5 protein-coding genes are annotated in these 5,387 nt (G+C 72.2%); 4 read left to right on the top strand and 1 reads right to left on the bottom strand.

What is annotated here, in order from left to right; all coding sequences use genetic code 11:
• The 4 genes from GT042_RS16745 to GT042_RS16760 all read left to right on the top strand — a co-directional run.
• Positions 1–345: DUF3017 domain-containing protein (locus tag GT042_RS16745; protein ID WP_161309520.1), on the top strand; the 345-nt coding region annotated here is incomplete at its 5' end.
• A gap of 437 nt (positions 346–782) precedes the next feature.
• A complete protein-coding gene (locus GT042_RS16750) occupies positions 783–1,772 on the top strand; it encodes a malate dehydrogenase (protein WP_161309521.1) in 990 nt (329 codons plus the stop codon).
• Between the two features lie 190 nt (positions 1,773–1,962).
• A complete protein-coding gene (locus tag GT042_RS16755) occupies positions 1,963–3,465 on the top strand; it encodes an aldehyde dehydrogenase family protein (RefSeq protein WP_345943795.1) in 1,503 nt (500 codons plus the stop codon).
• A gap of 168 nt (positions 3,466–3,633) precedes the next feature.
• The gene (locus GT042_RS16760) at positions 3,634–5,013 is read left to right on the top strand and encodes a VWA domain-containing protein (protein WP_161309522.1); all 1,380 of its coding nucleotides are present in this window, start codon (positions 3,634–3,636) and stop codon (positions 5,011–5,013) included.
• Here GT042_RS16760 and GT042_RS16765 read toward each other — a convergent pair.
• Positions 5,003–5,387: MFS transporter (locus GT042_RS16765; protein ID WP_161309523.1), on the bottom strand; the 385-nt coding region annotated here is incomplete at its 5' end. The genes GT042_RS16760 and GT042_RS16765 overlap by 11 nt on opposite strands.

Consider the following 5,387-nt stretch of genomic DNA (forward strand, 5'->3'; position numbering starts at 1 on the left):
GGCGGCCGGGCCGCACCCCCGGACGCGCCCGCGCCCGCCCGGCAGTGGCCGCTGCTCAGCGTCCTCGGGACCGTCGGCCTCGGGCTCCTGATCGTCGGCACGCACCCCTTCGACGAGGCGTTCCGGATCGGCACGATCCTCATCGGTGTCGCGCTGATCGGCGGCGCCGCCCTGCGCCGCGTCCTGCCGTCCGTCGGCATGCTCGCCGTGCGCTCGCGCTTCACCGACATGGTCACGTACGGCCTGCTGGGTCTGGTCATCATCATGCTCGCGCTGATGACGCAGCCCAAGCCGTGGCTGGAGATCCCGTTCCTGGAGGACATCGTCCACTCGACCGTGCCCTAGGGCGACATGCCCTAAGGGCATGCGTTGATCTGCGAGTTGTACGAGAACGGCGCTCGTCCCCTCCCCCGAGGGAGGACGAGCGCCGTTCGGCCGGGTCCGGGGTGTTTCCCGTACGGACATCAGCGTCATGGACGCGCCGGAGGGGATCAAGGGTTGCCTGCCGCCTGTGGCAGGGAGGTGACGATTCCGCCACGGGGCGCTCGTCCGCTCCTCCATGTGGCGTCCGTCGGCGCGCGGGGCACCGCGTCAAGGTCGTGAGCCGTGCCACAAAGGGGGCGGCGATCCAGGGGCGCCGGGGTCCGATAGCCTGACCGCTGGATATCTCTTCACGTCAAGATTTGCATCGGGGTTGAGTCCGGAACCCCGACCGGCGCCGGGGAGATGTCCCGCATCAGGGGCAGGGACCCCCGCCACCCAGCTGTCTTACGGAGATCGCCATGACCCGCACTCCCGTGAATGTCACCGTCACCGGCGCGGCCGGCCAGATCGGCTACGCGCTGCTCTTCCGCATCGCCTCCGGCCATCTGCTCGGCGCGGATGTGCCGGTCAAACTGCGTCTCCTGGAGATCCCGCAGGGTCTCAAGGCCGCCGAGGGCACGGCGATGGAGCTCGACGACTCCGCGTTCCCGCTGCTGCGCGGCATCGAGATCACGGACGACCCGAACGTCGCCTTCGCCGGCGCCAACGTCGCGCTGCTGGTCGGCGCCCGCCCCCGTACGAAGGGCATGGAGCGCGGTGACCTGCTCTCCGCCAACGGCGGCATCTTCAAGCCGCAGGGCAAGGCCATCAACGACAACGCCGCGGACGACATCAAGGTCCTCGTCGTCGGCAACCCCGCCAACACGAACGCGCTGATCGCCCAGGCCGCCGCCCCGGACGTACCGGCCGAGCGCTTCACCGCGATGACGCGGCTGGACCACAACCGCGCGATCTCGCAGCTCGCCCGGAAGACGGGCGCGGCCGTCTCCGACATCCGCCGCCTGACCATCTGGGGCAACCACTCCGCCACGCAGTACCCGGACATCTTCCACGCGGAGATCGCCGGCAAGAACGCCGCGGAGACCGTCAACGACGAGGCGTGGCTGGCCGACACGTTCATCCCGACCGTCGCCAAGCGCGGCGCCGCGATCATCGAGGCGCGTGGCGCGTCCTCCGCCGCGTCCGCCGCCAACGCCGCCCTCGACCACGTGTACACGTGGGTCAACGGCACCGCCGAGGGCGACTGGACCTCCATGGGCATCCCGTCGGACGGCTCCTACGGCGTGCCGGAGGGCATCATCTCGTCCTTCCCCGTCACCACGAAGGACGGCACGTACGAGATCGTCCAGGGCCTGGACATCAACGACTTCTCGCGGGCGCGGATCGACGCGTCGGTGAAGGAGCTCCAGGAGGAGCGCGACGCGGTGCGTGAGCTCGGCCTGATCTGATCGTCACCACAGCCAGGCCCCGATCCGCCGACCCACCCGGTCGGCCGGGTCGGGGCCTTGCGCGTTCCCCGACGTGACACCGCGCACTTTCGGCCACCGGAACCGCATGCTTCCCGCCCCCTGGGGCAGGCGCCCCGATCGCCAGTTATCGCTGGTGGAGGACGTTCCGTACGGGAAGGCAAGACGCGACGTGTCGGCACAACAGACCATCCACGTGGGCGGAGAGTGGCGTGAAGCCGTCTCCGGTGCCACACGCGACATTCTCGACCCCGCCGACGCGACGGTTCTCGCCGTGGTGTCGGAGGGCGGGACCGAGGACGCGGACGCGGCCGTCGCCGCGGCGCGTACGGCGTTCGACGAGGGCTCCTGGCCCCGGACCCCGGTCGCCGAGCGGGCCGCGCTGCTGCGCCGTACCGCCGATCTGCTGATCCGTAACCGCGAGAGCGTCGCGCTGCTGGAGAGCCGGGACTCCGGGAAGACCCTGGAGGAGGCCCGCGTCGACGTCGACCGCGTCGCCGAGACCTTCCGCTACTTCGCCGACCTGGTGAGGAACGAGAGCGGCGGCCGGGTCGTCGACGCGGGCTCGGACACCGTCCACAGCGTGGTCGTCCACGAACCCGTCGGCGTTTGCGCGCTGATCACCCCCTGGAACTCCCCGCTCCTCCAGGCCGGCCGGAAGATCGCCCCCGCCCTCGCCGCGGGCAACACCTTCGTCGTCAAGCCCGGCGAACTCACCCCGCTCACGACGGTCGACCTCATCGACCTGCTCGCCGAGGCCGGCCTGCCCGCCGGGGTCGCCAATCTGGTGACCGGCGCGGGCGCCGCCGTCGGCGCCCGGCTCGCCCAACACCCCGACGTGGACCTGGTGTCCTTCACCGGCGGCCTGAGCAGCGGTACGGAGGTGATGCGGGCGGCGGCCCTCGGCGTGAAGAAAGTCGTCCTGGAGTTGGGCGGCAAGAACCCGGACATCGTCTTCGCCGACGCCTGCGCCACCGAGGAGGGCTTCGACACCGCCGTCGACCAGGCGCTGAACGCCGCCTTCATCCACAGTGGGCAGGTCCGCTCGGCCGGCTCCCGGCTGATCGTCGAGGAGTCGATACGCGAGCGCTTCGTCGGCGAACTGGCCCGGCGCGCCGAGCGCGTACGGCTCGGTCGCGGCACGGAGCAGAACGTGGAGTGCGGACCGCTCGTCTCCGCCGGGCAGTTGGCGAGAACGGAGGAGTACGTCGCCTCCGCGCTCGCGGAAGGCGCGGTCCTGCGCTCCGGCGGCCAGCGCCCCGAACCCTCCGCCGTCCGGCCCGCCGAGGGCTACTTCTACGAGCCGACCGTCCTCGACCAGTGCCACCGCGGGATGCGGGTCGTACGGGAGGAGGTCGTCGGGCCCGTGCTGACCGTCGAGACCTTCCGTACGGAGGACGAGGCCGTGGCCCTCGCCAACGACACCGGGTACGGCCTGGCCGGCGGTGTCTGGAGCGCCGACCCGGGGCGGGCGCGGCGGGTCGCCGGGCGGCTGCGGCACGGGACCGTATGGATCAACGACTTCCACCCCTGCCTCCCGCAGGCGGAGTGGGGCGGCTTCGGCAGGTCCGGGATCGGGCGCGAGCTGGGGCCGGCCGGGCTCGACGAGTACCGCGAGGCCAAGCACATCTACCAGAACCTCGCGCCACGCCCCGTGCGCTGGTTCGCGGGCTGACGGGTGCCCCGGTCCGTACCGTCATCTCCCGTTTTCGTGCCCACGTACGTCGTGAAGCGGCCTCCGGACGTCGTCCGCGACGTGACGGAGTAGCGGACCGGTAACAGCCCTGCCGCAGGCGGGTCCTGACGGCCGGGCGGTGACTTCGGGCGTGGCACGGTGGAGGACATGACCAACCTTGCCAAGGGTGCCAACGTCCCGCTGTCCACAACGGAGTTGCGCGCCACCCTCACCTGGCGACCCGGTCCCGGCGTACCGGACGTGGACGCGTCCGCACTCGTGCTGGACGGACGGCGGCGGGTGCGGGGCGACGACGACCTCGTCTTCTACAACCAGCCGGTTCATCCGTCGGGGGCGGTGGTCCGGGGGCCGGGGCGGCCGGGTGAGGAGTGCCTCCGTCTCGATCTGGGGCGGGTCCCGGCCGAGGTGGCGTCGGTGGTGCTGGCGGCCTCGGCGGACGGGGGGCCGTTCGGCCGGGTTCCGGGCCTGCGCCTCCAGGTGACGGACGCCGGTACGGGCGCGATGGTGGTCGCGTTCGACATCGGCGACGCGACGACGGAGACGGCGTTCGTCTTCGGCGAGGTGTACCGGCGGGCGGGGGGCTGGCGGTTCCGGGCGGTGGGGGAGGGGTACGCGTCGGGACTGGCCGGTCTGGCCACGGACTTCGGCGTGGCGGTCTCGGACGACCCGCCGCCCCCGGGGCCCGGGGCGCCGAGCCGGCCGGCTGCCTCTCGGCCGGAGTCCTCTCCACCGGCGCCCTCCTCGCCGGCCCGGCTCAAGGAGCAGCGGCTGACCTCAATGGAGAAACGGCTGGCCGAAGAAGGCCACGAGGAGCTGCTCTCGTACACCAGGAAGGCGGCCGTGAGCCTGGATAAGCACGGTCTGGCCGGGCACACCGCGCGGGTCGTGCTCTGTCTCGACAGGTCGGCGTCGATGTCCGGCGTCTACGCGTCGGGCCGGGTCCAGGCCCTCGCCGAACGGGTCCTGGCGCTGGCCCTGCGCCTCGACGACAACGGTGAGGTCGACGTCTTCCCCTTCGCCACCGTCGCGGAGGCGGCGGGCTCCATGGGGCCGGCCGACTACCGGGGCCGGACCGCTGTGCTGCACCAGGAGGCCGACGCCGACGGCTCGGCCGACTACGGCGCGGTGATCCGCCTGGTGCGCGGTCGCTACTCAGGGTCGGTGGACTTACGGTCGGTCCCGCCGCTCGCGGACGCGAAGGCGGGCGCCGGCGCGGGTGCGGTCGAGCCGCCTGTGTTTGTCATGTTGGTCACCGACGGCGCGACCAGTGAACCGGAGGTGGCGCTGGAGCAGCTGCGGTCGTCCGGCTACGAGCCGTTGTTCTGGCAGTTCATGGCGATCGGGGAGCCGGACGAGTTCGCGTTCCTGGCGGAGCTGAGCGCGCGGCCGGGGCCGTACCCCGACAACATCGGGTTCTTCTCCGTCCGCGACCCCGGCGAATTGACGGACGAGCAGCTCTACGACCTCCTGCTGGCGCGCTATCCGCACTGGCTGGCGGCGGCGCGCGGCCGGGGGCTCACACCGTGACCCGCCGGGGTGTGGTGACGGCCCAGAGCAGCAGGCCGAGCGCGCTGAACGCCGCGCCCAGGACGCAGACCGCGCCCCACCCGGCCAGGGCGTACACGGCCGTCGAGGCGAGACCGCCGACCGCGCTGCCGATCGAGTAGAAGATCATGTATCCGGCCATCAGCCGGCTGCCCGCGTCGGGGCGCAGGGCGAAGATCATGCTCTGGTTGGTGACGTGCACCGCCTGCACGGCGAGGTCGAGGAGCACCGCCCCGATCGCCAGCGCCCACAAGGACTGCCGGGTGAGGGCGAGCGGCAGCCAGGACGCCACGAGCAGGACGAACGCGATCCCGGTCGTGTGGGCGCCGAGGCCCCGGTCGTGCAGCCGCCCGGCC

Origin of the sequence: Streptomyces sp. SID3212, assembly GCF_009865405.1 — a bacterium.
GTDB lineage: Bacteria > Actinomycetota > Actinomycetes > Streptomycetales > Streptomycetaceae > Streptomyces.